General features: G+C 70.7%; 19 protein-coding genes and 2 tRNA genes. 15 read left to right on the top strand and 6 right to left on the bottom strand.

Features of this window, described 5'->3' with window-relative positions; translation table 11 throughout:
- The first annotated feature begins 859 nt into the window (after positions 1 to 859).
- Positions 860 to 1,759, top strand: a complete 900-nt coding sequence (locus ACFO0C_RS45885; protein WP_378073187.1) for a hypothetical protein — start codon at positions 860 to 862, stop codon at positions 1,757 to 1,759.
- A gap of 59 nt (positions 1,760 to 1,818) precedes the next feature.
- On the opposite strand, the gene ACFO0C_RS45880 is transcribed toward ACFO0C_RS45885, so the two are convergent.
- Positions 1,819 to 2,133, bottom strand: coding sequence for a hypothetical protein (locus ACFO0C_RS45880; RefSeq protein WP_378073186.1), 315 nt, complete (start codon positions 2,131 to 2,133; stop codon positions 1,819 to 1,821).
- Between the two features lie 205 nt (positions 2,134 to 2,338).
- Here ACFO0C_RS45880 and ACFO0C_RS45875 point away from each other — a divergent pair.
- Positions 2,339 to 2,414: transfer RNA gene (locus tag ACFO0C_RS45875), tRNA-Asn, on the top strand.
- Between the two features lie 101 nt (positions 2,415 to 2,515).
- Here ACFO0C_RS45875 and ACFO0C_RS45870 read toward each other — a convergent pair.
- A complete protein-coding gene (locus ACFO0C_RS45870) occupies positions 2,516 to 3,409 on the bottom strand; it encodes a LuxR C-terminal-related transcriptional regulator (RefSeq protein WP_378073185.1) in 894 nt (297 codons plus the stop codon).
- 500 nt (positions 3,410 to 3,909) lie between these two features.
- On the opposite strand from ACFO0C_RS45870, the gene ACFO0C_RS45865 reads away from it, so the two are divergent.
- The 6 genes from ACFO0C_RS45865 (at position 3,910) to ACFO0C_RS45840 (ending at position 8,628) form a co-directional block, all read left to right on the top strand.
- Positions 3,910 to 4,191: a hypothetical protein gene (locus tag ACFO0C_RS45865; protein ID WP_378073184.1), complete on the top strand. Its 282-nt coding sequence runs from the start codon at positions 3,910 to 3,912 to the stop codon at positions 4,189 to 4,191.
- Positions 4,192 to 4,263: 72 nt separating this feature from the next.
- Positions 4,264 to 5,712, top strand: a complete 1,449-nt coding sequence (locus ACFO0C_RS45860; protein WP_378073183.1) for an FG-GAP repeat domain-containing protein — start codon at positions 4,264 to 4,266, stop codon at positions 5,710 to 5,712.
- Positions 5,713 to 5,858: 146 nt separating this feature from the next.
- The gene (locus ACFO0C_RS45855; protein WP_378073182.1) at positions 5,859 to 7,124 is read left to right on the top strand and encodes an NAD(P)/FAD-dependent oxidoreductase; all 1,266 of its coding nucleotides are present in this window, start codon (positions 5,859 to 5,861) and stop codon (positions 7,122 to 7,124) included.
- A 21-nt stretch (positions 7,125 to 7,145) separates the two neighbouring features.
- Positions 7,146 to 7,316 (top strand): hypothetical protein, encoded by a 171-nt coding sequence (locus ACFO0C_RS45850; protein ID WP_378073181.1) that lies wholly within the window; start codon positions 7,146 to 7,148, stop codon positions 7,314 to 7,316.
- Positions 7,317 to 7,366: 50 nt separating this feature from the next.
- Positions 7,367 to 7,440 (top strand) — tRNA-Ile (locus ACFO0C_RS45845).
- Positions 7,441 to 7,779: 339 nt separating this feature from the next.
- Entirely contained in the window at positions 7,780 to 8,628 is an 849-nt protein-coding gene (locus ACFO0C_RS45840) for a glycosyltransferase family 2 protein (protein ID WP_378073180.1), read from the top strand.
- Here the strand turns inward: ACFO0C_RS45840 and ACFO0C_RS45835 are convergent.
- A complete protein-coding gene (locus tag ACFO0C_RS45835) occupies positions 8,625 to 9,050 on the bottom strand; it encodes an SHOCT domain-containing protein (RefSeq protein ID WP_378073179.1) in 426 nt (141 codons plus the stop codon). The two genes, ACFO0C_RS45840 and ACFO0C_RS45835, sit on opposite strands and share 4 nt — an antisense overlap.
- Before the next feature lie 92 nt (positions 9,051 to 9,142).
- Positions 9,143 to 9,271, bottom strand: coding sequence for a hypothetical protein (locus ACFO0C_RS45830; protein WP_378073178.1), 129 nt, complete (start codon positions 9,269 to 9,271; stop codon positions 9,143 to 9,145).
- Between the two features lie 100 nt (positions 9,272 to 9,371).
- Between ACFO0C_RS45830 and ACFO0C_RS45825 the strand changes: the two genes are divergently transcribed.
- Complete coding sequence (locus ACFO0C_RS45825; RefSeq protein ID WP_378073177.1) at positions 9,372 to 11,723, top strand: putative bifunctional diguanylate cyclase/phosphodiesterase; 2,352 nt, start codon at positions 9,372 to 9,374, stop codon at positions 11,721 to 11,723.
- Entirely contained in the window at positions 11,692 to 11,832 is a 141-nt protein-coding gene (locus tag ACFO0C_RS45820; protein ID WP_378073176.1) for a hypothetical protein, read from the top strand. Before ACFO0C_RS45825 ends, ACFO0C_RS45820 begins: the two co-directional genes overlap by 32 nt.
- Before the next feature lie 59 nt (positions 11,833 to 11,891).
- On the opposite strand, the gene ACFO0C_RS45815 is transcribed toward ACFO0C_RS45820, so the two are convergent.
- On the bottom strand, positions 11,892 to 12,947 hold the full coding sequence (locus ACFO0C_RS45815; RefSeq protein ID WP_378073175.1) for a DUF2293 domain-containing protein: 1,056 nt from the start codon (positions 12,945 to 12,947) through the stop codon (positions 11,892 to 11,894).
- 341 nt (positions 12,948 to 13,288) lie between these two features.
- On the opposite strand from ACFO0C_RS45815, the gene ACFO0C_RS45810 reads away from it, so the two are divergent.
- Positions 13,289 to 16,471 carry a DUF4132 domain-containing protein gene (locus ACFO0C_RS45810; protein ID WP_378073174.1) on the top strand — a complete coding sequence of 1,061 codons (3,183 nt, stop codon included), beginning with the start codon at positions 13,289 to 13,291 and terminating at the stop codon, positions 16,469 to 16,471.
- Here ACFO0C_RS45810 and ACFO0C_RS45805 read toward each other — a convergent pair.
- Positions 16,404 to 17,717, bottom strand: a complete 1,314-nt coding sequence (locus tag ACFO0C_RS45805; RefSeq protein ID WP_378073173.1) for an FAD-dependent oxidoreductase — start codon at positions 17,715 to 17,717, stop codon at positions 16,404 to 16,406. The two genes, ACFO0C_RS45810 and ACFO0C_RS45805, sit on opposite strands and share 68 nt — an antisense overlap.
- A gap of 151 nt (positions 17,718 to 17,868) precedes the next feature.
- Here ACFO0C_RS45805 and ACFO0C_RS45800 point away from each other — a divergent pair, with 151 nt between their 5' ends.
- The 4 genes from ACFO0C_RS45800 to ACFO0C_RS45785 all read left to right on the top strand — a co-directional run.
- On the top strand, positions 17,869 to 19,446 hold the full coding sequence (locus tag ACFO0C_RS45800; RefSeq protein WP_378073172.1) for an SPFH domain-containing protein: 1,578 nt from the start codon (positions 17,869 to 17,871) through the stop codon (positions 19,444 to 19,446).
- Complete coding sequence (locus tag ACFO0C_RS45795) at positions 19,443 to 20,732, top strand: SPFH domain-containing protein (protein WP_378073171.1); 1,290 nt, start codon at positions 19,443 to 19,445, stop codon at positions 20,730 to 20,732. Before ACFO0C_RS45800 ends, ACFO0C_RS45795 begins: the two co-directional genes overlap by 4 nt.
- A gap of 15 nt (positions 20,733 to 20,747) precedes the next feature.
- Entirely contained in the window at positions 20,748 to 22,739 is a 1,992-nt protein-coding gene (locus ACFO0C_RS45790) for a prolyl oligopeptidase family serine peptidase (RefSeq protein ID WP_378073170.1), read from the top strand.
- Position 22,740: 1 nt separating this feature from the next.
- The coding region (locus ACFO0C_RS45785; RefSeq protein WP_378073169.1) for an endonuclease/exonuclease/phosphatase family protein at positions 22,741 to 23,232 on the top strand (492 nt) is incomplete at its 3' end.

Raw genomic sequence — 23,232 nt, 5'->3', positions numbered from 1 at the left:
GGGCCTTTTTGCTTGCCCGCAGTCGCTCTCCGATGCACGTTCCGGGCGAAGGGGAGGAAGAGCGAACGCAAAGATGGGCGCGCGATTGCGAAAGGAAGGGCCCGCGGGTGCGGAGAGAAGAGCGCGGGTCGGAGGTGGAACGGGAACGCCGAGTCGCGAAGGAAAGGGACGCGGGAGGGATGAGAAGAGGAAGGACGGGAAGGGACGCGGGAGGGATGAGAAGGGAGGGGGTGCGGGAGGGATGAGAAGGGAAGGACGGGAAGGGATGCGGGAGGGGGAAGAGAAGACGGTGCGGTAGGGCGGGGAAGTGGAAGGAGGGGAAGGGGGTACGGGAGGGGCGGGGAAGGAGCGCGGGTGGGCGAATGGTGGGTGGAGTCGGGAGCGCTGGGGAGGCGGCGAGGTGGGCGAATGGTGGGTGCGAATGCGCGGGGCGTGTTCCCGTGCATTCGTACCGTCGTGCGACGGCACGCGGCGTACGCACGCGCAGCCGAACATTGCATGTCCGTTTGAGCGTTATCTGAACATCCGGACTGTCCGAGTATGCCGCTCCGTGACCGTCCGCCGAACGCTACTCGCTGGTCACCCCCGGCGAACGCATCTGCATGCTTCAATGAATGAGGCTGCTTTCGATCATGTTCACGCTGGTCGCCGCATCGCACGGGGCGTGCGCCGGTGATCCGGTTCGCAGCGCAGGCTCGTACCCGAGGGCAGACATTCCACGGATGGAGGCGTCGATGGCACTCCGGCACCACGAGATCAGCCGATCAGGAACCGGCTCCGGCATGGTCCATACTGGAGGCGTCAGCGCGTGCGAATGCACGTGCACCTGCACGGGTGACCTCGTCCGGGGAGGATTTTGATGCGGCTTCGACATCCCTCCGGCCGGATCGTGCACCTCAGCTGCGGCATCAGCCTAGACCACGCGGAGGACGTCTCCACCGCGATCGATCGCCTCGACGCCGCCAACTCGGCACTGCGCGGGCACTTCGGCACCGGCGCCCTCGCGGTGGCACTCCGGTTGCCGTATCGGCTGGCTGCCGCCCTCGCCGACGACGGGCGTGCCCGCACCCGGCTGCGTACCGAGCTCGACGCCCGTGGGCTCGAGGTCGTCACGTTGAGCGGTGCGCCCGGCATCGAGGGCGGCGCCGCCGACCCCACCGACTGGAGTGACCCGGCGCGGGTCCGGCACACCCTCGACCTGGCTCGCATCCTCGTCGACCTGATCCCGTTCGAGGAGGTGCGCGGCGCGATAGCCACCTGCGGGCTCGGTCGCGCCGACGAGTGGGACGAGGGGCGGAAGAAAGCCGGCGCCCGGCACCTGTCCCGCCTCTCCGGTGGCCTCGCCGATCTCGCGTGGCGGGTCGGGCGCGCGGTCCGTGCCGGGTTCCAGCCAGGCCCGGGCAAGGTCCTCGACAGTCCGGAGCAGACGGTCGCCGCGCTCAGCCGGATCGACAAGGACCGGCTCGGCATATGCCTCGACCTGGTCACGGTGCTCCGCGACTGGCCCGGGCCGGAGGCCGGCATCGACCGGATCACCGACGCCGGGCTGTCCGTCATCACCGCCCGGATCAGTGACCCGTCGGCGGCCTGGCGGCCCGTCCTGCGGCACCTGCTCGCGGCCGACACCGCGCGCACCGAGTATGTGGACGTCGACGTCACCGGCACCGACGAGCAACGGGGCGTCGCTCTGGCGTACGTCCTCGATGAATTGACCACCCTCGGCCTGGTGCCCGAACAGCAACCCTGCACCGCACCCTGATCGGGGAAGACGCCTCGGCGCCGCTCCCGGCGTGCGAGAGCGGCGCCGAGGCGACGGTGTCAGTAGGTGGTGCTCTTGGGCGCGGTGAGGGAGTCGCTCGGGGCGATCAGCTCGTCCGTGGCGTCGTTGGTCGAGCCGGTGCTCCCGGTCGTGTGGAGCTTCTCGCCGAGCTTGGACGACTGGATCTTGTCCTTGCCCTCCGTGTAGAGCTTGTTGGCCTGTGCCTGGGCGACGCCGGCGGCCTCCTGCACCGTCGGGTGGTCCCAGAGCTTCTGCGCACCGGCCCGGATCTCTTCGTACTTCTCCCGGCCGGCACGGCTGCCCAGGACGAAGCCCGCCGCGAGACCGGTGAGGAACATCAGCTTTCCGCGCATGGTGGCGGCTCCTTCCGTAGTTCGACGCGCGTGCGTCTGCGAGGGTGCATACCCATCCTGCCGGGGCGATACTCCCCGGATCCCCGGTTCGCCCTCGGTGTCGAGCCTCCGCGCGAACGGGGGGTGTCCCGTTCGCGGGGGGCCGGGGTGGTCATGTAGTCTGTTCTCCGTCGCCAGGGAAACCGGACGGCAAGCAGGAGAACTATCCCCGATAGCTCAATTGGCAGAGCAGCCGGCTGTTAACCGGCAGGTTATAGGTTCGAGTCCTATTCGGGGAGCCATCAACCAGGCCGTTACGGCCTGGTTTTTGTGTTTTCAGCACACATCATCGCCGACGGGGCCGCCTCATCCCCCAGGGGTGAAGCGAGCCCCGTGCCGGTTCCTAAAGCCAGCCTCGCTGGGCGGCTTTCAGACCCGCCTCGAAACGGCTCCGGGCGTTCAGGCGTTCCATCAGGTCGGCCATGATGCGCCGGGCGGTCCGGTGCGAGACGCCGAGGCGCGTCGCGGCGGCCTCGTCGGTCAGCCCCTGGGCCAGCAGTTTGAGCAGCGCGCGTTCCTGCGCGGTGAGCCCTTCACGGCCCGGGTCGGTGGTGGCGCCCAGTGGTGTCGCGATCTCCCAGACCTGCTCGAACAGGGCGATCATCGGGGCGAGGATCGCGGTGCCGGAGACGAGCAGGGCGCCGCGGCGGGTGTCCGCGGGGTCGATCGGGATCAGCGCGGCCCGGCGGTCGACGACGATCATGCGCGGAGGCAGGATCGCGGAGGTACGGAACTCGGCTCCACTGTCGGTGAGGAAGCGTGCATGCGCCATCGTGTCCGGCGAGTTGCGGATGCTGTCGAGCCCGACGGTCCGCATCCGGACGTTGCGGGCGAGGATGTGGGCGTCGTTGCGCCGGGCGTGTTCGAGGGCGGCCGGTGACTGGGCTCCGCCCGGCATGAACGTCATGACCTCGTCGCGAGCCTCCTGGGCGAGGAGTTGCAGCTGGTCACGGACCGCCTCCATGCCGAGTAGCTCGCTGGCGACCGGGCCGGCCTCACGTTCGGTGTGGCTGAGGCCGTCGATCAGGCGCGTGATCGCCGCCTGGCTCTCGGCCACCTCCTGCTGGCGGCGGGCCAGGTCGGCCTGCTGCCGGGCCAGTGCCGACCGCAGGCCGATGTCGGGTGCCACGACGTGAACGCCCTGTGGGGTGTCCGCCGATTCGCGGAGCAGCGCCAGGTCGAACAGTGAATCCAATGCCGAACGGACCTGTTCCTCGGTGATGCCGAGAAGGTCCACCAGGTCGACGATTTTTTGGTCTGGTTTGTTTAATAGAGACCGATAGACAGCCTCTGTCGCCGTAGTCAAACCCAGGGCAGCCAACATGGGCCCTGCTCCCCCCGCAGAAAACAGTTTGATCTTGGATCGCGATGGTTGCACAGGTGGGGACAAGTATCAATGGATTCCCGTGGCTGTTCGTCGCCGGCCCGTCGCGCTCCGGTGGTGGTGGCCGGATCGGTCCATGGCCGGTTCCGTCCACGCCGCATCTCTTCCGTAGGCGCCCCGGCGTTGGCGAAGATATTTCCAGAACGCCAGCCGCCACCTAGGAAACGGCGAGCGATTCGAATCAGACGTTGATTTTCATTGCTCTTCGGAAACGGGGTCGTCTCATGTCCGCTCGCCATATCGTCACCGGTGCCGCGCTCTCCCTCCTGTTCGGCGTCCTGGCTGTCGCGGTGCAGATCGCCGGCAGCCCGTCCGGAAGCCTGATCTGGGACTGATGTCTGATGCGGCTGGCCATGGTTTCCATCGTCCCCCGCGGTGACCTCGCGCTCGACGTCAACGAGGCCACCGTGCTGGACACGGTCTGGGCGGCCGTCCTACCCGAAGATGTTGTCGAGCACGTGTCGGTGCGGATCCTGCGGAGCGAGATCGTCGTCGGTGTCTTCGCCGCGGCGATGGACGCGGAACGCCTGCGGGTCGTCGCGCTGGATCTGGTGACACGTGCCTGTGAAATGTCGCCGCTGCTCCGTGACGGAATTGTTTGCCGCCACCGCAGTGTGCCGGATCTGACTCTTTAACCTCTCCCATTCGATGGAGCATTTTTCATGCGAGCACGACTCTTTTCTAATTCATCGAAGAACATCGATGCAATGAAGCGGCTGTGTGCCGGAGCTCTCGGTCTCGTCATCGCCAGTGGTCTCGGCGCTGTCGTCGGCGCGACCGCCACCGCCGTCACCACGCCGGTCGCGGCGTCGGCTGCCTCCTCGGTGGGCGGGAAGATCACCCGCAGCGAGGTCCTGGAACGGGCGCAGTACTGGGCCGACCTCGGTCAGCCCTACAGCCCCGGCGCGCCGCTGTCGTACACCTACCACGACGACGCGCAGGGCAAGTCGTACCGCGACGACTGCTCCGGCCTGGTGTCGATGGCCTGGCATGTCGACAGCAGCTTCACCACCGCGAGCTTCCCGGGCAGCGGGCTGGCCACCAGGCTGGGCAGCCTCAACGAACTGAAGCCCGGCGACACCGTCCACAAGGACGGCCACATGGAGCTGTTCGCCTTCTGGAAGAGCCCGAGCGACCACACCAAGGGCGCCTACGTCTACTCGTTCAATACGCCCGGCGAGCCCGTCCGGTCACCGAACGAGGAGAACCGCAAGGGCAACATCGGCTTCAACAGCTGGTCGGACATGCTGACGTTCGACGCCTGGCGCTACAAGAACATCGTCGACGACGACCTCGTCTACGACAGCTTCACCGGTGACGCCAAGGCCGACCTGGTCATCCACAACGGCACCGACGTCGGGGTGCGCAAGGGCACCGGCTCCGGGTTCACCGACCTGGGCGTGGTCTCGTCGGGCTGGGGCCGGTTCCACGGCATGCAGGTGACCGACGGGATGGGCCGGCTCTACTACGGCGACTTCAACGGTGACCACTACACCGACATGATCGTGCACTCGGGCACCGACGTCTCGGTCCGGCTCAACAACAAGAACGGCGGCTTCGGCAGCGGCACCGTCGTCAGCTCCGGCTGGGGCCGTTACCACGGGCTGGACGTGACCGACGGCATGGGCCGGCTGTACTTCGCCGACTTCAACGGTGATGGCTACACCGACATGATCGTGCACTCGGGCACCGAGGTGTCGGTGCGGCAGAACACCAAGAACGGCGGGTTCGGCACCGGCCGCGTGGTCAGCTCCGGCTGGGGCCGCTTCCACGGCCTGAACGTCACCAACGGCATGGGCCGGCTGTACTTCGCCGACTACAACGGTGACGGCAAGGACGACATGATCGTGCACCTGGGCACCGACGTGTCGGTCCGGCTCAACACCGGCAGTGGCTTCACCAACATCGGTGTCGAGACCACGGGCTGGGGCCGGTACCACGGCATCGGCCTGACCGACGGCATGGGCCGGCTCTACTTCGCCGACTACGACGGTGACGGCTTCGACGACCTGGTCGTGCACACGGGCACCGACGTCCACGTGCGGCTCAACCAGGACGGCAACGGCTTCGACGGTGGCCGGCTGGTCACCTCGGGCTGGGGCCGGTTCCACGGCATGCAGGTGAGCAACGGCATGGGCCGCCTCTACTTCGCCTGATCCGCTGTTCTGATCCCCCCTCGCGCCTCCCGCCGGTTTCCGCCGGCGGGAGGCGTACCCCATTGGCCGCCTGTCGCTTTCGCCTCCTCCGCGGCAGTTGCCCGGGTACGCTGAGAATCGCGTTGATTGCAGTCAGTGAGGTGGACATGTCGCAGCCGGTTGAGGTGGACGTCGTCATCATCGGCGGCGGGCTCGCCGGGCTGTCCGCCGCCCGCCGTCTGGACCGCGCCGGCGTCGAATGGCTCCTGGTGGAAGGCTCCGACCGGCTCGGCGGACGGGTCGCCACCGACGTGATCGACGGCTGGCGGATGGACCGCGGATTCCAGACGATCAACACCGCCTATCCGCGGCTGCCCGCCCTCGTCGACGTCGACGCGCTCGACATGCGCTATTTCACTTCAGGCGTTCTGGTACGCCGCGGCGGTGAGCTGCATCGCCTGGAGAACCCGGTGCGTGAGCCGCTCATGACGCCGCAGACCCTGATCTCCGGCATCGGCACCCTCACCGATCGGCTCAAGTTCGCCGCCCTCGCCACCCGCTGCGCCACCCTGCCGGTCCACCGGATCCTCGACATGCCGGAGACCACCACGCAGGAGATGCTGCGCGCCGCCGGGCTGTCACACCGGATCATCGAGGAGGCGCTGCGGCCGTTCTTCTCCGGCGTCTTCGCGGAGCGTGCCCTCGACACGTCCAGCCACGTCGCCGCGATGGTGCTGCGCTCGTTCACCCGCGGCCGGATCGGCGTTCCCGCCGCCGGGATGGCCGCGCTGCCCGCCGCGATCGCCGGCCCACTGCCGTTCCCGCAGCTGCTGATCGGCGCGCGGGCCCTCGCCGTCGGGCCGGGCATGGTCGTCACCGAGGGCGGCGAGGTCCGCTGCCGGGCCGTGATCGTCGCCGCCGACCCGCTCGGTGCGGCCGCCCTGCTGCCCGACCGGTTGCCCCGGCCCGACGTGCACAGCCTGACCACGTTCTACTTCGGCGCCGACCGTGCCCCGGTCGACGAGCCGATCCTGCTGCTCGACGGCGACCGGCGGGAGATCATCGCCAACACCGTCGTGATGAGCAACGCCGCCCCCGAGTACGCACCGAGTGGCAGGAGTCTCATCGCGGCCACGGTGGTCGGGATCTCGGCACCCTCCGGGGCGTCGGAAACCGTCATCCGGGTCGAATTGTCGCGGATGTACGGCGTACCGACTGATGATTGGGATCTGCTCGGTGTCGTCACCGTGCCGCAGGCGTTGCCGGCGGCGCGCCCGCCCCAGACCCGGCTCCGCAAGCCGGTGCACCTGGGCGACGGTCTCTTCGTGGCCGGCGACCACCGGGACAGCCCGTCCATTCAGGGTGCGATGGCCGGCGGCTGGCGCACCGCGGGAGCAGTCCTGGCGTCACTCGGCGCCCGGGTCGGGGTTTAATGCCCGTTTCAGGGGGTTTCAATGAGCGACATCAACCCGGAGAACTACGCTGAGTTCACCACCCAGGACGGCCCTGAATGTCCGAGTTGTTGCGAGGAGGAGGCGCCCCGGGTGGAGGATCTCCAGCCATCGGACATGGTCGAAGATCCCCGGCTGCAGATCGTTCTTCTGCCGAAATCCCTGGTGCGGTGATAGATCGCTAGGCTTGGGAGCGGGGCACGGGATAGGATCGCCGCCGGTACGGGGCGGTAGCTCAGTGGGTTAGAGCAGTCGACTCATAATCGATCGGTCACGGGTTCGAGTCCCGTCCGCCCCACTTTGATCGTTCATGTGAACCACCGGACCGGTGGTTCACCGCGTTCCGCTGCGGGTTTCCCCACGCTGCGTGATTGTCTTCGCTTGCCGTTCGGCGCCGAGGTTCTCGGCGTGCCTGTGGTGGGTGCCTGGTGGGCGAACGGGCTGGCGCGTATAAGAAGGACCGGCGCCCACGGGGGGAGGCGCCGGTCCTGGTCCACACCCTACACCGCATCCATCGATTCTTGTCAGCCGGGGTGGCGAATCGCCGGAGCGGGCAGGCGGCCTCCGTCGATGCGGAACGGCTGCTGCCGCGGCTGCAGTACCGTCAGCCGGTGAACCCCCGCGGGAAAGGTGTCCCATGCCGTTGATCTCCGTCCTCACCCCGGTGCACGCGGACCGGGCGGAGTACCTCGCCGAGGCCGGTGAGAGCCTCGCCGGGCAGGAGCTGCCGGCCGGGTGGGAGCTGGAATGGCTCGTCCAGGAGGACGGTCCGGAGTCGGGGCTCGCCGCCGTGGCACGGCGGTTCCCGTTCACCCGCTACCAGGCCAACGGCGAGACCCTGCGGGTCAACATCGCGCGTAACGTCGCCCTGTCCCGGGCGAACGGCTCACTGGTGCACGTGCTCGACTCCGACGATCTGCTGCTGCCGGGAGCGCTGCGGACGGCCGTCGAGGCGTTCGACGCCCATCCGCGCATCCACTGGGTCACCGCCCAGGCCCACGACCTGCTGCCGGACTCGTCACGCCGGTCGTTCCCCGCACCGATCGAGCCCGGGCTGATCGAGCCGGGGGAGCTGACCCGGTTGATCCTCGACAGCGGGAAACCGGCGGCGCCGTGTGCCGGGCTCACCGCGCGCACCGGCACCGTCCGCGCGTTCGGCGGCTGGGTGGCCACGCCGCGTGGCGGTGATCTGGCGCTGGTGGTGGCCCTGGCCGAGACGACCCCGGGCTATCTGACGCCCGAGGTCACCTGGCTGTACCGGCGCCATCCCGGCCAGATCACCGGCCAGGCCGGCTGGTCCCGCCTGCAGGCCGAGTCGACGGCGTTGATCCGGCAGCGCATCGCGGCGCTGCGCGGTCTCGGCCTGCACGTCGCCGGCGAACCGGCACCGCTGTGGAGAGGGGTGGTCACCGCCGTCCAGGCGGGGGTGACCTCAGCCGCCGCCGATGATCGGTGTGACCGGACCCCTTCACCGGAAGTTCTCTAGGCGACCGCGACCGTGCCCGTGCCGCTCTTGGCCTTGGCCAGGGCACCCGACTTGAGCTGCTCGAACTCGGCCGCACTGATGGCGCCGGAGTCGAGCAGTCCCTTGGCCGACGCGATCTCCTCGGCGGGGCTGCCACCGGCGGGCGCCGCGACCGACCTGATGTACGCGTCCTGCCGGCGCACCGCCTCCGCCTGGGCGGCGAGCGCCCGCTCGGTCATGCCGCCACCGCGGGCGATCAGGTAGACCAGCATGCCGAGGATCGGCAGGAAGACCAGGAACAGGGTCCAGAACGTCTTGGCCACGCCGCCGAGGTCCTTGCTGCGGAACAGGTCGCCGAAGACCCAGAACAGGCACATGAACCAGGCGACGAAGATGAAGAACTCGAACATCGCCAGCAGGAACGAACCGTTGTCGTCGAACACGCCGACTTCCCTTCCGAGGTGAGCGCCGACCTGGTCGGCGTCAGGATCGACTGCAGTACGTCCCAGTGGATCGCCTGACGCCGCGGCGGACCTCATCCCGCACGGACGACTTCAGCCCCGGGAGTGCCGAGGGCCGGCCGCCACCGCATCGTCTCGGCGGCGGCCAGCGCCTCCGGCGCGGTGAAGCCGAAACCCGGAGCGACGACATCGAGGAACGCCATGGGGTCGGTTTGAGGCCCTTGTCGCGAAGAGCGGAATATCGGTGAACGTCGAACGTTCGGGGGAGATCCGCACAACAGGGGGACCGCTAGTGTCTGGCCCGTGACGTGGAGCGCGCATCAGCGTATGTCCTATGTGGGCGCCACCGTCGCGGTCGCCGTGCTGGGCACCGTCTGGTGCGTGGCCTTCCTGACCGTCGGTGCCGGTACCGAAGCGATCGCGTACGTGTTCGTACCCGTCGGAGGTGTGCTCGCGGCCGCCTCGGTCCGGGGGCTGATACGCGGGAGCGGTGACGAGAGATTCTGGCGTGGGGTGTTCGTCGCCGTCGTCCTGATCACCGTCGGGTATGCGTGGCTGGCCGTGGACATGCTCACCCACGCCGACCAGGCCCGTACCCGCAGCATGCCGGCACCGGCCGCGGCCTGCACCGTCATCGGGTTCCTGATCGCCTTCGCCGCGCTGGCCCGGGTGCCGGTCGTCGCGGCCGGCGGTGTCGAGCGGTGGCGGATGACCCTGGACCGGACGATCGCCTTCCTCGGCTGCGCGGCCGTGCTCTGGTATGCCGGTCTGGCCCCGATGCTGTCGGCCCGGGAACCGTGGAGCCGGCAGGCGATGCTGCTGGTCGGACTCGGCCTGCTGGTCGCCGTGGGGGCGGCGACGAAGGTGTCCTACATCGACGGCGGGCCGGTCGACCGGGTGGCGATGCGGCTCGTCGCGGCCGGCGGTGGTGTCCCGGCCGGTGCGGTGTCGGTGCTCGCGGTGCAGTTCGGCTACATCGCCGGTGTCCCGGCGCAGGCGATCGTCATGCCGCTGGCCCCGGTGCTGGTGACGCTCGGTGTCGAGGCGCAGCGCCGGGCCGATCACGGTCCGCCGCGCGATCCGGCCCGCCCCGGGGTGCTGCTGCCCTACCTGGCCATGATCATGGTGGACGTACCGCTGATCGCTGTCGCTTTCGGATCACCGCTGAGCTGGCCGGTCCGTGTGGTGCTGGTCGCCGCGGTCCTGGTCACGGCATTGGTCATGATCCGGCAGTACCTCGCCTACCAGGAGAACGCCCGGCTGCTGCGCAACTCGCGGATCCAGGAGGAGCGCCTCCAGTACGAGGTCAGCCACGACGGCCTGACCGGTCTGGCCAACCGGGCGCTGTTCCGGGAGCGGCTCACCGCCGCGCTGGTCGAGCCCGGCCCGGCCTCGGTGCTGCTGATCGACCTGGACGACTTCAAGACCGTCAACGACCTGCTCGGACACGGGGTCGGCGACAGGCTGCTGGTCTCGGTCGCGGGCCTGCTGCGGGCCGAGACGGCGGACGAGCATCTGGCGGTACGGGTGGGAGGCGACGAGTTCGCCGTGCTCCTGACCGGCGCGCACGCCGTACCCGAGGATCTCGCCGGTCGGCTCCTGACGGCGCTCTCCGAGCCGATCAGTGAACACCGCCTGCTGGTGCAGGCCAGCATCGGCATCGCGACCGCCGAACCCGGTGCCACCGTCGACACCGTGCTGCGTGACGCCGACGTCGCCCTGTATACGGCCAAGCAGCGGGGAAAAGCCGGCTATGTGCGCTATGTGGACGGCATGGGGGAGCCCGTCCTGGCGCACATGCAGCTCGGCGGCGAACTGCGCCGGGCCCTGGACAACGACGAGTTCCGGGTCGTCTACCAGCCGATCGTGCGGCTGGACTGCAACCGCGTGATCGGGGTCGAGGCCCTGGTCCGGTGGCATCACCCGACCCGTGGCCTGGTCAGCCCGGCCGACTTCATCCCGGCCGCCGAACGGACCGGCCTGATCGTGCCGCTGGGCCGGTTCGTCCTGCGGGAGACCTGCCGTCAGGCCGCGGCCTGGCTGGCCGAACTCGGCCCGGACGCGCTGCGGGAGGCCGGGCTCAACGTCTCCGCTCGGCAGCTGCACGACCCCGATTTCGTGTCCGATGTGGCCGCGGCGCTCGCCGACAGCGGCCTGCCCTGTGAACGTCTGGTCCTGGAGGTGACCGAGTCAGCGGTGCTCCGCGGCCAGCAGGTGTCCCGGGCGCTCTACGAGCTCGACCGCATGGGTATCCGCCTGGCCCTCGACGACTTCGGCACCGGCGAGTCGTCGCTGAGCCTGCTGCGCGCCTTCCCCGCGTCGATCGTCAAGCTGGACAAGTCGTTCGTGGACGGCATCGAGATCGACGACGGGCAGCCGGCCGCCGCCGACGCCCGGCAGGCCGTGGCCCGCGCGGTGAGCCAGCTGGCGCGCGCCCTCGGCCTGGACACCGTCGCCGAGGGCATCGAGAGCCCCGAGCAGGTGGCCGCCCTCCTCGAACTCGGCTACACCGTCGGGCAGGGCTTCTACCTGGCCGAGCCGATGACCGCGGACAGCGTGTCACGCCTGCTCGCCCTCCAGGCCCGGGTCCCGGAGGAGACCAGGAAGGTCAGCCGCACCCGGGGTGGAACTGCACCTTCAGCGGCTGGCCGGTGATCGGTATGTGCCGGTGGCGGTCGCCGGTCCCGGCCGGGAGTTGGTCTCGGGCGAGCCGTTCGCGTTCACCCTGGAGGTGGCGTCGCTCCTGGGTCGCCGTCGCGGCTGACGTGGACGCGGTGAGGCCCGTGCCGAGGCCGACGAGGACCTCGCCGGGCAGGTCGGCCGTCAGCCTGCCCGCCAGAGCGTGAGGATCCGGTCGATGTCGGCGCGGATGCGGCTGCGGGCCTCGTCGCGGGGGACGCCGGACATCAGCAGGTCGTCGTACGGCGTGTCCCCGTGCCGGATCGAGGCGATGACGGCACGGGTCACCGCCTCCGGGTCGAGGGCGCGGCCGGCGGCGCTGCGGCCCACCCGGCCGCTGCCACGGATGCTGGTGTGGTGGCTGATCTCGTCGGCGCGAGCCGGCGGGCAACCGGGGAAGAGTTCGGTGATCTGCTCGGTCAGCCTCTGCTGGAACACCTCGTCGGCGGCCTCGCGCCGCTCCCGGTCACGTTCGCGGCGGCGGGCCCGGACCTCCTCGTCGGACAGGCACTGCTGTTCGGCCTGTTCGACGGCGGCCTGTTCGACGAGGAGGCCCCGGCGCTCGTGCCGGCGGCGGGATCGGCTGAACTCGACCACCACGGCGGACAGCCGGCTCGCCTGCTTGGCACGCCGGGTCAGGGCCGCGTCGCCGGACGGCAGGAACACCAGGTGGTCGAGGTCGGCGCAGGTCATGCAGAGCGGGCCGGCATCCTCCATGATCAGCATGCCGTCGTCGGCGGTGGAGCAACCGGAGCAGGTGAAAGGCTTGGCCGGGATGACGACGACCAGGTCCGGGGGCCTGCTCTGCCGGGTGGTCAGCCGGTCCCGCTGGCTGTCGGTGAGGTCGGCGGCCAGCCAGTGGGTACGGTAGGCGGCCTCCGGCCCCGGGTCGCCGCCGGCCGTGAATCGCAGCGGCCGCCGGTCACGGGTGGCCGACACGTACTCGATCTCGCTGGGTCGCAGGCCACGGCTGTCCACCCAGCGGCGGAACACCTCCAGGGCGTCGGCCAGCCGGGCGGGGGTGACCACCGCGACCGATTCCAGGTCGGGGACGCGGCCCTGCCGCCACTCGGTGATCCGGCCGGGCGGCAGCCAGCCCATCGCGGCCAGGACGTCGCCCGGGCCGACCTGCCGCTGCCGGGTCAATGTCTCCTCGGCGGCGGCGACCACCCGCCGTTCCAGCTTGGTGACGACCTGCATGCCGGGGATGGTAGTGCGTCACCCACGAACGTTCACCGCGTCGCCCGCCGGATCATCGGGGGTGGCGGTGCTCGACCAGGCCGACCAGGTTGCCCTCGGTGTCCCGGATGAAGGCCTGCACCTCCTCGGTCCCGGCCGGGCCGAGCCGGTCGTCCTGGTGGGTGAAGATCACGTGCGGTTCGCTCTCGACCGGTGTGCCGGCCGCCCGTAGCCGCTCGACGGTGGTGGCGACGTCGTCGACCAGGTAGTAGTGCAGGGCCGTCGGGGCGCCCCGGTCGAGGAGCAGGCGCAGCCCGCCGAGGTCGAAGAAGACGAGTCCCGGCGGTCGCTAGGGTGACGCGGTGACGTCATGGAGCGCACCACCAGCCTCGCACGCACCGCAGGTTTGGACGCCCGACGACACCGATCCCGGTGATCGCCGGGACGGTCTGACCGTCACCGGGTGGCTGCGATCGGTGGTGCCGCCGCGGCGTGGCGGGCTGCGGACGGCGATCCGCCCGGTGCCCGGCGTCGACGAGGCGTGGGCCGGGCTGCGGCACGCGGTCTGGGCGCAGGACCGCGCGATCCGCGACAGGTCGGGCGAGGCGTCGCGGGTGTGGGAGCTGGTCACCGCGGACACGGCCGGTGCCCGGGACCTCGGCGCCCGGCTGCTCGCCCCGGAGGCCCGGATCGGGTCGGAGGCCGAGGATCTCGCGCTGATCCGGGTGGTCCGCGAGCGGTTCCAGTACATCGACGAGAGCATCGACGACCGGCTGGCCGACTTCCTGGTGGCCGGGCACGGGCTGCCGGAGGCGTGCCGGCGGGTCGTCGCCGGTTTCCACATGGATCTGCCGTACGTGGCCGCCGGTGTCTTCGGCAGGCTCCGGGAGTTGTTGGTGGCCGCCGGCGACGACACCTACGAGCGGTGCCGGGACGTGCTGCTGGAGACACGGGACCGGACGGCCGGTCAGCTCAGCGGCAACACCCTCGCCGACCTGTTCTGGGCGGTCAGCTATGTGCTGCCGGTCGGGCCGCGGTCCGGTGCCGCCGAACGCGACGCGCACGGGGCGGCGATGCGGCACGTCGGCGAGTTCGGCAACTTCAACGTGCACGCGACCGGGCTGGCCTCCGGCGGCCTGGACACCCTCGACCGGTTCCTGCACGCCAACCGCAAGGTGCGGCACGAGTTCTTCGGCGCCACCGGTCCGCGGATCTACCTCGCCGGGATGCTCGACATCGCGGGCGCCGAGGTGGGGCCGGTGCTGAGCCGGATGCGGCCGTCGTACCCGTTCGAGGACGACGCCTACTACAACGGGCTCTGGTGCAGCCTGCTCGCACATGTCGATCACGACGACGCCCGTGCGGCGCTGGCCGCGCAGCAGGAGGCCGGTCACGTGTGGGCGACCGGGTTCACACCGGTCCGGGAACAGGAGCATCCGGGCGTACCGGATGGGACGCCCTGTGCCTATCAGCCGCCGGAGGCGGCCCGGCCGGCGTGGCTGGACGTGACCGTGCCGGTGGAGCCGGTGCTGCGCTTCCGTGACGAGGAGCGGGAGGCCGCCGAGCAGGCCGGGGTCTACGCGGACGCCGTGCAGTGGGACGGTGTGCCGATCAGCCGCTGCGACACCGCCGCCGTGACCGCCTGGCTGGAGCACCGGGAGCACTTCGCGATACCCACGCCGCTGCCGGCGCTCGCCCTGGCCCCGGCGTGGACGCACGAGCGGCTGATGGCGCTCGGCTTCTCGAACTTCCACTACTGGGTGAGCCGGCTGGCCCCGATGCTGCTGCTCCGGCACGGGACGAGCCACGTCGCGCCGCTGCTGGCCGCGTTCGAGGACCGCCGGAGTGCCGAGGCGGCGCTGGAGGCCGCGCAGCCGGTCGGGCACCCGTCGCTGGCCGTGCCGGTCGTCCGCGCCTTCGCCGCCAGGAAGCAGCGCCGCCGGGCCCGGTCCTGGCTGCTGCGGCACCCGGATCACGCGGCCGCCGGAACCGTCGCGCTGTGGACCGCCGACCCGTCCGACGATCCGACCGGGCGGGTGCTGCGTTACCTCGACACGCAGGGTCACCGCGCGCTGCTGCTCACGCAGGCCGGCGACCGTGCCGCCGAACTGACCGCGTTCCTCGACCGCGATCCGCTCGACGCTCCCCGGGCGAAGAAACCGAAGGTCCCCGCCTACCTCACGGCCCAGCCGCTGCCGCCGCTGATCACCGCCTCCGGCGGAGAGGCCACCCCCGACGATCAAGATCATTTCCTGGTACGGCTGGCAAGCTGCAACACCGACGAGGTCCATCCGGCAGTGCTCGCCGCACGGGACCGCTGGACGGCGTCGTCGCGGGCCGCGTTCGCCGACGCGCTGTTCGACCGCTGGGTCGCCGCCGGTGCACCCGCCACCGAGGGCTGGTGCATGCAGGCCGTCGGCCTGATCGGCGACGACACCGGAGCACGCCGTATCGCCTCGCACGCCCGCCAGTGGGCCGGCACCCCGGCCGCCGCCCGCGCCCAGGCCGCCCTCGACGCGCTGCGCCACCGCGGCACCGACGCCGCGCTCATCGAGTTGAGCCTGCTCGCCGAGCGATCCCGGTTCCCGGTGTTCAGGAGTGTCGCCAAGGGACACATCGAGGCCATCGCCGACCTGCGCGGCCTCACCTCCGACGAGCTCGCCGACCGGCTCGTACCGCTGCTCGGCCTGGACGACGAGGGTGGTGACACCGTCGAGGTCGACGCCGGGACGTTCCGGATCGCCTTCGACGAGCGCCTCATGCCGGTGCTCCGCGACGCGACCGGCCGGATCCTCGCCGACCTGCCCAAACCGGCCCGCGGCGCGGACCGGGTCAGGCAGAAGGCGGCGAAGGACCGGCTCACCGCCCTGCGGAAGGAGGCCCGTTCGTCGGCGTCCCTGCACGTGGCCCGGCTGGAACGGGCGATGTGCGCGCGGCGGCGGATCCCGGCCGCGATCTTCCTCGACCGGTTCGCCGGCCATCCGTGGATGACCCACCTGGCCCAGCGCCTGATCTGGGGTGTCCACGACGTGTCCGGGGCCCTGCTCACCACCGTCCGGGTCGCCGAGGACGGCACCCTCGCCGACGTCGGCGACGAGCCGGTGATCCTCGCCGGCGACGCCGGCGTGAGCGTCCCGCACCCGCTGGACCTCCCGGACGGCGTCCGAGCCGGGTGGGCCGGGGTGTTCGCCGACTACCAGCTGCTCCAGCCGTTCGCGCAGCTGGACCGCCCGGTCTACCGGGACGTCGCGGACCTGGACCGGTTCGTCGGGCGCAAGACCACCTATGCGGTCCTGCGTGGCCTGGAACGGCACGGCTGGACCCGCTGGTACAGCGGCGCCGTGCAGATGGCGAAACCACTCGGCGGCGGCGCGTGGGCGGTCCTCGGCACCGATCCCGGCTGGCACGCCTCCGACACCGTCGACTCCGCCCTGCCGCAGACCGTCGACGGGGTCACGCTGTTCCGTGCCGGCGACCTCACCCTCGGCGACCTGCCACCGGTGGTCTTCTCCGAACTGGTTCACGACCTGCGCGTCCTGGACTGAGCAGCACCCGCAGCAGCCGGCCCGGCGCCAGCAGGTGACCGGGCCCGGCCAGCATGTTGGAGACCCGCAGGAAGGCGGCGCCCAGGTCGGGGTCGTGGGCGGCGGCCGCCCGGTAGCGCTCGAGGTAGGCGTTCAGCGGGCGGTCGAGGACCCGGCGGGCGCCCTGGACCTGCGGGAACCGGAGATCGGTGGCGGTCGCCATCGTCCACGGGGCGTCCACCAGACGTGCCGCCGCGGTGAACCATCGGCCGGTGCCGCCGGTCCGGGCCAGCGCGAGCGCCTGCAGCGCGGCGACCGTGATCCCCTGACCGTAGATCGGGCTGAAACTGCACATCGCGTCACCGACCGCGACCAGCCCCTCCGGGAGGCGGGGCATCCGCTCGTAGTGCCGCCGCACACTCGACGGGTACCGCATCCGCACCGGATCGTCGAGCGGTTCGGCCGTACGCAGGAAGTCTCTGATCTCCGGTCCCGGCAGGGACTCGGCGAACGCCATGACGCCGGCGTCGTCGGTCGGCGGCTCCTCGCCGAGGATCCCGCCGAGGAACAGGACCACCCGGTCACCCTCCTGCCGGATCGTCACGCCGGTACGTGGCAGGCCCGGATACGGCGCGTTGACCACCGCGAAGCCGATACGTCCGGGTTCATAACGGTAGTGCCGGGTGGTGTAGACGACGTCGGTGCGGACGGTGCTGACCGGCACCTCCCCGTAGCCCAGCTCGTCCAGCCAGATCGGCAGCCGCGACGCCCGCCCGCCGGCGTCGACGACCAGTTCGGCCTCGATCGTCCCGGAACCGGTACGGACCCCGCGCACCCGCCCGCCGTCGTGCAGCAGCCCGGTCACGTCCCCCGAGTCGGTGATCGTCACGTTCGGCAGCGCCCGCACCCGCTCCCGGGCCAGGTGCTCCAGCAGCGGCCGGGTCACCCCGTACACCGGCAGGGCCGACACCGCCTGCCGCATCGGATGCCCGTCCAGGTACCACTGACAGTCGGCCTGCAGGTCCCCCTTCGGTACCCCGGCCCTGATCATCTGCGCCGTGAACCCGGGGAACAACTCGTCGAGGGCCATGCTGCCGCGGGCGAGCAGAGCATGCGCCTGCCGGCTCTGCGGCACCCCGCGTCTAGCCCGTGCCTCCTCCGGCAGCCGGTCCCGTTCCACCACGGTGACCTGCTGAAACACTCCGCTGAGAGCACGGGCCGCAAGCAGCCCGCCCATACTGGCCCCGATGATCACCGCACTCTTCACACCCTGAGATGATCCCGGCCCCGCGGGGTCCCGGAGCCGTTTCCGGTATCAGTCAGACCCTCGATCGACCACGAGTGGCCTGCTCAGGGCTACTCGGCTTGATGAGGCTCGATAGGATTCCCAGCTCTACAGCAACGGATGAGGGGGGACCGTGGCGCGTCTCCAGCAGGGATTACGCAAGGCGGCCAGTGCCATCGCCGAGGGGGCCGATCCCCGGGCGGTGGCCGTGGAGGAGGCACGCCGTCTCGGCAAGGCCGCTGTGTCGGGGCAGCTGGATCTCGGTGTCGATCCGGTGGACTTCCCGGCGGCGCGGGATCTCGGTGGCAGCATCGACACCGTCATGGAGCAGCGGATGGTTCCGCTGGACGAGGCGGGGGAGGTGCTCAACCGCAGCGAGCTGCGCCGGCAGGACGGCGAGCAGGTGCACGTCATCTGCCCGATGGTGATCCCGCGCGGGCGGTCGCTGGTGACGATGCTGCCGGTGCTGCTGCTCCCGCTGATCGGGTTCGTGGCGGCGACGGCGATCGGCGTGACCGGTGGGGCCGTGCTGACGAACCCGTATTTCGGCGTGCACTACTGGGTGCTGTCGCTGGTCGCGGTGGGCTTCGTCTGGTGGCGGCAGGGCATGGTGATGGTGCCGGACGGCTGTGCCGCCCTGATCACCCGGTTCGGCAAGCTGGAGCAGGTGGTCGGCCCCGGCCGGATCATCCTGCTGAACCCGTGGAAGCGGGTGTCGTACATCCTGAACACCACCCGGGAGTACCCGTTCAACGCCCCGGTTCGGGAGGCGCCGACCAAGGGCGGGGTGAAGGCGTCGATCGACCTGTTCATCCAGTTCCGGATCAGTGACCCGGTGGAGTTCGTCTACACGCTCGGCGCGGTCCGTGGTTTCGAGGAGAAACTGGGCAACGCGGTCAGCGAGACGATCCGCAGCCTGATCTACGAGCAGTCCGCGGCGGACATCTACAACATGGTCGGCGAGGAGACGGGCCGGCTGCTGGACCAGCTGAACCAACAGTTCCGCCCGGCGGTGGAGCTGACCAACGCCAACATCACGCACGCCGAGCCGTCCGACCGCAAGTACCGGATGGACCTGGCCGCCCCGGAGATGGTGCGGGTCGCGAAGGACGCCTACACCCACGAGTACGCGTTGCAGCTGCGCAAGGAGCAGGACGAGGGCGACCTGATCAAGGAGCTGGCCAGCCTGCAGGAGACGCTGTCGGCGATCCAGGCGGACATCGCGCAGTACCAGGCGCAGATGGACACGGCGCTGGAGCGGGAGACGAACCGGGCCGAGGCGCTGGCCCGCCAGCGGTACATCCTGGCCGAGTCGGAGGCGAAGGCGAACGCCGCGCTGCTGGAGGCGCAGGCCCTGGACATCCGCGCGGTGACCGCCGCCGAGGCGCCGGAGATCCTGGAGTACCGCTACCAGCGGGAGGTGCTGGACCGCCTGGAGGAGGTGGCCGGGCACCTGCCGCGGCTGGTCCGGATCGGCGGGTCGGCCGACCCGAACGGCGCGGTCGGCGTCGACCTGCTGCAGCTGGCCCGGGAGATGGTCGGCGAGCGCGGCAACGAGCTGTTCACCGAGGCCGACATGGCGGCCATGCGCACCCGGCTCGCCGAGGTCGCGCAGCGTATCGCCGACCGCGAGGAAGAGATAAACGCGTTGCGCGGCACCGACCAGCCGGCCGTCGCGGTGGTCGCGGTCGAGACGGAGGACGAGGCATGAGTACGGGTACCAAGGGCCGCAGTTCGACGATCTCCGAGGTGGTCGCGCCGTGGAGCGACGTGGCCCGGCTGCTGCGTGGCGGCGAGGCCGGCACCCTGGTCCCGGTCGTCATCCCGAAACACCGCCGCCGTCTCGGCTGGCTGGCCCCGCTCTGGCTCGGCCTGCTGGCCCTGCTGTCCGGGGTGATGTTCTCGATCCAGGGTGACGCCGGTTTCCTCGGTGTCCTGGCCTACCTGTCCGGTGTCCTGTTCCTGCTGGTCGGCGCGCTCTGGTGGTGGCGGTCGTCGATCGTGGAGATCGAGCAGGGTACGAACGGCGTGCTGACCCGGTACGGCGCGGTCAGCCGCACCCTCGACCCGGGCCGGCACTACCTGTGGCACCCGTGGTCGCGGGTCGCGTTCGTGGTCGACGTGGCCACCGAGATCCCGTACTCGGCGCCGGTCATGGCCTGCCCGACCCGGGAGAACGTGCCGCTGCGCTCGATCGAGTTCTTCCTGAAGCTGCGGATCACCGACGCCGTGCTGTTCGTGCGGACGATCGGCGCCGGCAACTTCGACCTGGTGCTGTCCAGTGCCGTGCAGGACGCGATCCGGCAGCGGGCCCGGATGGTGCAGACCGAGCGGGCGTACGACCTGCGCGGCTCCGATGTGGCGGACATGCAGGACCTGCTGAACCGTCAGCTGGACCGGTACGGCGTACGCATCACCGGGTGCAACATCCCGGACGTGCAGCTGCCCGCCCAGTACCAGCAGCACCTGGCCACCCGGGAACGGGTCGCCAAGGAGAGCACCGCGTACGAGCAGGAGTGGGGCCTGACCCGCAAGCGCCGCATCGACCAGCTGCAGATGGACATCGAGCGGGCGAAGAAGGTGCGCGACGCCCGGATCGTCGAGGTGAAGGCCTCCCTGAACAAGGCCCGTGAGCAGGTCGCCCAGCTGCTGGAGGAGCAGGAGACGAACGCGCAACGGGTCCGGTTCGAGATCGAGACGCGGGGACGCAGCGGCCTGATCGCCGCGGAGAACGAGGCGAAGGCGCAGCACCGGCTGGCCCAGGCCTACCGCGACAACCGGGCCGTTCTGCAGTACGAGCTGGCCCTGCGCCGCCTCGAGGTGGGGGCCGAGCTGGCCGGCCGGGCACCACAGCCGCTGGTGGTGCGCACCGACGGTAGTGGCGGAGCGGACACGTCGGCGCTGGCCACACTGCTGACCGCCCAGTTGCTGCCGCGCGCGGTGGCTCTGCCGTCGGCGGACGGCCCGGCCGGTGGGGTTGGCAACGAAGCGGGTTGATGCCATCGTCGAGCGATGATCGACGATGCGTATCTCTGGCTGGAATCGCTCGACGAGCCCGAGGCGGCCCGATGGGTCGCGGAGCGCAACGCCGAGACGCTGCGGGCGATGGCGGACGAGGACTTCGCGGCGACCAGGGACGCGATCCGGGAGGTGCTGGACAGCAGTGACCGGATCCCGTTCCCGGGCTGGCGCGGTGACGGCTTCTACTACTCGTTCTGGCAGGACGGCGACCATCCGCGCGGGTTGTGGCGGCGGACCACTCCGGAGCAGTACCGGCTTGCCGAGCCGGAGTGGGACGTCCTGGTCGACGTCGACGCGCTGAACGAGGCGGAGGGCGAGAACTGGACGTGGAGCGACGTGACCGTGCTGCGGCCCGGTCACGACCGCTGCCTGATCAGCCTGTCCCGGGGCGGCGCCGATGCCTCGGTGGTCCGCGAGTTCGACCTGGTCCGGCGGGTGTTCGTGACCGACGGGTTCACCCTGCCGGAGGCGAAGAGCCACGTCGCCTGGGCCGACGCTGATCACGTCTTCGTCGGCACCGACTTCGGGCCGGGGTCGCTGACGGCGTCCGGCTATCCGCGGATCGTGAAGCGCTGGCGGCGCGGCACCCCGCTCACCGAGGCGGAGACGGTCTTCGAGGGCGACCCCGCGGACATCCTGGTCCGCGGCTACCGTGACGCGACCGAGGGCTACCAGCGGGAGTTCGTCGTCCGGCTGCCGACCTTCTTCACCCGGGAGTACCACGTCCGGGTGCCGGGCGGGGACCTGGAGCGGATCGACATCCCCGAGGACGCCGACTGCGACGTCCACCGGGAGTGGATGCTGGTCCGGATCCGGTCATCGTGGACGGTCGGCGGTGTGACCCACCCGGCCGGATCGTTGCTGGTCACCCCGTTCGGCCGGCGCGAGTTCACCGTGCTGTTCCGGCCGGACCGGCGCACGTCGCTCAACAGCTGGTCGTGGACCCGCAACCACCTGCTGCTGGTCACCATGACCGACGTGCGGACCGAGGCGTTCGTGCTCACCCCCGGCGAGCCGGAGTGGACGCGGGAGCCGCTGCCGTCGTCCGGCGAGTTCGCCCAGACATGGATCGTCGAGACCGACCCGGATCGCGACGACGCGTACCTGATCGCCTCCGAGGGTTTCCTGCGGCCGACGACGCTGAGTCTCGGGACGGTCGGCGGCCCGGTCGAGGTGCTCAAACGGCAGCCGGAGTTCTTCGACCCGGCCGGGCTGGAGGTGCGCCAGTTCTTCGCCGTCTCGGCCGACGGCACGCGGGTGCCCTATTTCGTGGCCGGCGGGGAGAAACCGGGCCCGGCGCTGCTCAGCGGGTACGGCGGCTTCGAGATCGCGCTGACTCCCGGCTACGACGCGGTGATCGGGCGGGGCTGGCTGGCCCGGGGTGGCGCCTACGCGGTGGCCAACATCCGGGGCGGCGGCGAGTACGGCCCGGACTGGCACCGCGCCGCGCTGCGGGAGAACCGGCTGCGCGCCTACGAGGACTTCGCCGCGGTCGCCGCCGACATGGTCGCGCGCGGGATCACCACGCCGGAGCAACTCGGCATCAAGGGCGGCAGCAACGGCGGCCTGCTGATGGGCGTGATGCTGACCCGCTATCCGGAGCTGTTCGGCGCGGTGGTCGCCTCGGTCCCGCTGCTCGACATGCGGCGTTACACCCGGCTTCTCGCCGGAACGTCCTGGATCGCGGAGTACGGGGACCCCGACGTCGAGTCCGACTGGGAGTTCCTGCGGGAGTACTCGCCGTATCAGAACGTCCGGCCCGGGCGGCCGTACCCGCCGGTGCTGTTCTCGACCTCGACCCGCGACGACCGGGTGCATCCCGGCCACGCCCGCAAGATGGCCGCCCTGATGCGCGACCAGGGGTATGAGGTCGCCTACTACGAGAACGTGGAGGGCGGGCACGCCGGCGCCGCGGACAACGACCAGGCCGCCCTGGTCCGGGCGCTGATGCTGGAGTTCCTCTGGCGGAGGCTGGCCGGCTGAGGTGCGGCTGCTCACGTTCAACACGCTGTTCCGGGGTGACGTGCGGCCGCGCCTGCGGGTGCTGGGCCGTCGGCTGGAGCGCGGCGGCCATGACGTCGTCTGTCTCCAGGAGGTGATGTGGCGGCGTGACGCGCGCCTGCTCCGTGCGCTGGCCCCGGGCCTGCGGTACCACGCGTACACAGGGTCGGCGCTGCTCAGGGGTGGTCTGGTGGTGCTGTCGCGGTGGCCGATCGTGGCCCGGGAGTTCAGCCGCTACCCGAGGACCGGGCCGGCGCGGCCGGAGTTCCTGATGCGCAAGGGCGCCCAGATCCTCACGGTCGCCACCGGTGACGGCGAGATCGCCGTGGTCAACACGCACCTGTCGGCCCGCCTGGACGACCGGTTCACCGCCGTCCTCCGGTCCGAGTTCGATCATCTGGCGGCGCGGCTCGCGACGACCGATCCGGCGACGCCGCTCGTGGTCGCCGGCGATCTGAACGTGTCGCGGACGTCG

Source organism: Actinoplanes subglobosus (genome assembly GCF_042650585.1).
In the GTDB taxonomy this organism is placed as follows: domain Bacteria; phylum Actinomycetota; class Actinomycetes; order Mycobacteriales; family Micromonosporaceae; genus Actinoplanes; species Actinoplanes subglobosus.
Note: the sequence above shows the minus strand (reverse complement) of the source record. Positions and strands in the feature narration are given on the sequence as shown.